Source organism: Komagataeibacter oboediens (assembly GCF_003207815.1).
Taxonomy (GTDB): Bacteria; Pseudomonadota; Alphaproteobacteria; order Acetobacterales; family Acetobacteraceae; genus Komagataeibacter; species Komagataeibacter oboediens.
This window is the reverse complement of sequence record NZ_NKTX01000161.1, coordinates 1-1998: the sequence shown is the minus strand read 5'-3', so window position 1 is coordinate 1998 and position 1998 is coordinate 1. Positions and strand designations below refer to the sequence as shown.

Annotated in this window: 2 protein-coding genes and 1 pseudogene; 1 reads left to right on the top strand and 2 read right to left on the bottom strand. The window is 60.5% G+C overall.

Going from position 1 to position 1998, the window contains the following annotated elements:
- Window positions 1-167: 167 nt before the first annotated feature.
- Window positions 168-536, bottom strand: coding sequence for a DUF488 domain-containing protein (locus CFR80_RS17870; RefSeq protein WP_019092496.1), 369 nt, complete (start codon window positions 534-536; stop codon window positions 168-170).
- Between the two features lie 2 nt (window positions 537-538).
- Window positions 539-1747, bottom strand: coding sequence for an NO-inducible flavohemoprotein (hmpA, locus tag CFR80_RS17865; protein WP_019092495.1), 1209 nt, complete (start codon window positions 1745-1747; stop codon window positions 539-541).
- A 91-nt stretch (window positions 1748-1838) separates the two neighbouring features.
- Between hmpA and CFR80_RS17860 the strand changes: the two are divergent.
- Window positions 1839-1998 (top strand): annotated as a pseudogene (locus CFR80_RS17860) (IS5/IS1182 family transposase); the annotation flags it as partial.

The following is a 1998-nucleotide window of genomic DNA, read 5'->3' as shown; positions in this document are numbered from 1 at the left end:
TGGGCGTCAGTAAAGCGATCACTCTTCATCAGAATCTCCTCAATTCTTACGCTGAGAAAATTCTCATTCAAAAGTCACTCTTTTTATGGGGGGATTACCAACCCGCGACCATTCGGGTCGAAGGGATATGCCTTCTGCCGTGCTGACACAGGAAATGGCGGTATCGTTCAGCACGCGTGGTCCAGCAGGCGATGAAGGTAGGCGGCCAGTACAACCGCCTCGTTATGCTGCGTGTCACGCGCGCCATACAGCAGGGTGATGGGACCGGCGCGCGCCATGTCCAGCAACTGCTGCACCGGATTGGGATTGGCCTGCAGTTCCGCGCTGTAGCGTTCCTGAAACCCGTCCCACCGGGCCGGGTCATGCCCGAACCATTGCCGCAGTCCGGTGCTGGGCGCGATATCTTTCAGCCACAGCGTCAGGTCAGCGCGCTGTTTGCTGACCCCACGGGGCCACAGCCGGTCCACCAGCACGCGGCTGCCATCATCGGGTGCGGGCGGGTCATAAACCCGCCTGACATGGATGGGGTGCGCCATGCCTATCCGACCAGGGCCGCATCCGCCGCGGAACCGAAGAATTCGAAACGGATCTGGCTTTCGGGCACGCCACCCGCCTTCAGCGTGGCGATGGCATCACGCATGAAGCTGTCGGGACCGCAGATATAATAGCTCGCGGACCGGTCGATTTCGTGCGTAAGCCATGCTGGTGTCATGCGGCCTGCGTGAGTGGTGACGCCTGTGGCGTCCTGTGCTGCCTGCGGTGTAGCGCGGCTGTAGAACAGATCGGCGCGCAGCATGCCCTTTGCGGCAAGGTCGCGGATATAGGGGCCAAAGGCTTCCGTTGCGGGCGTACGGGTGGTGTGGATGTAACGCACGCCCGTGGCCGCAGCCGCATCCAGCGCGCCCAGCATGGAAATGAATGGCGTCAGGCCAGAACCCGCGCTGAGGAATACGATGGGTGCGGGGGCCGGGTTGCCCAGCGTGAAATCACCCGCCGGAGCGGAAACCTGCAGCACCGTGCCCTCTTGCACGCTGTCATGCAGCCAGTCGGATACCACGCCATTGTCGATACGGCGGACGCTGATGCGGTAGGCATTTGAACCGGGGGCGGAGGAAATGCTGTAATTACGTCGTTCCGAGCCATATCCCGGCACGTCGAGGCGGAAGCTGAGATACTGCCCCGGCACATGGCGCATGACGGGCTTGCCATCGACGGGCGCCAGTTCGAAGGAGGTAACGGTCTCACTTTCCACCGTGCGGCGGCTGACACGGAAGGGACGCCAGCCAACCCAGCCACCGGGGGCCGCGGCATGGGCCACGTAAATCTGTTCTTCCCGCCCGATCAGGATTTCAGCCAGGAACCAGTAGGCCTTGCCCCACGCATCCATGATATCGGGGGTTGCCGCATCCCCCAGAACATGGGCGATGGCGCCCAGCAGGGCATCGGCAACATAAGGATAGTGCTCGGGCAGGATGTTCAGCCCGACATGCTTTTCCGCAATGCGTTCGACCGCACCGGCCATGGCACCAAGGTTGTCGATATTGCGGGCATAGGCCAGCACTGCAAGCGCCAGTGCCTTTGGCTGTTCCCCGTCCTTCTGGTGCGAAATGTTGAACAGATCGCGAATATCTGGATTGGCCAGCAGGCGGCGATACATTTCCGTCGTTATCGCCAGACCATGTGCTTCCAGCGCGGGCACGCAGGCCTTGATGATGCTGCGGGTCTTGTCATCCAGAGGTGACGCCATTTTTTCCGATCTTTCTTAGAGCCCGATCCGAAAGTTTTTGAACAATACCAGTCTGTTGTGATTCATCCGTCTTTACGAAGAGATGGAGTGAATGATGACATGGACTGGTATTGCCCGACGTGAACATAGCCGGGAAGGACTGCGATATCCATCGGATATGATGGACGGGGAATGGGCTTTGATCGTGCCATTTGTGCCCCCTGCGAAACGGGGCGGTCGCCCTCGCACGACGGATATGCGCGAGGTGGTCA

What these genes read in the sequence shown, in the direction of transcription:
- CFR80_RS17870 (WP_019092496.1), bottom strand. Translation starts at nt 536, where the DNA reads ATGGCGCACCCCATCCATGTCAGGCGGGTTTATGACCCGCCCGCACCC.
- hmpA (WP_019092495.1), bottom strand. Translation starts at nt 1,747, where the DNA reads ATGGCGTCACCTCTGGATGACAAGACCCGCAGCATCATCAAGGCCTGC.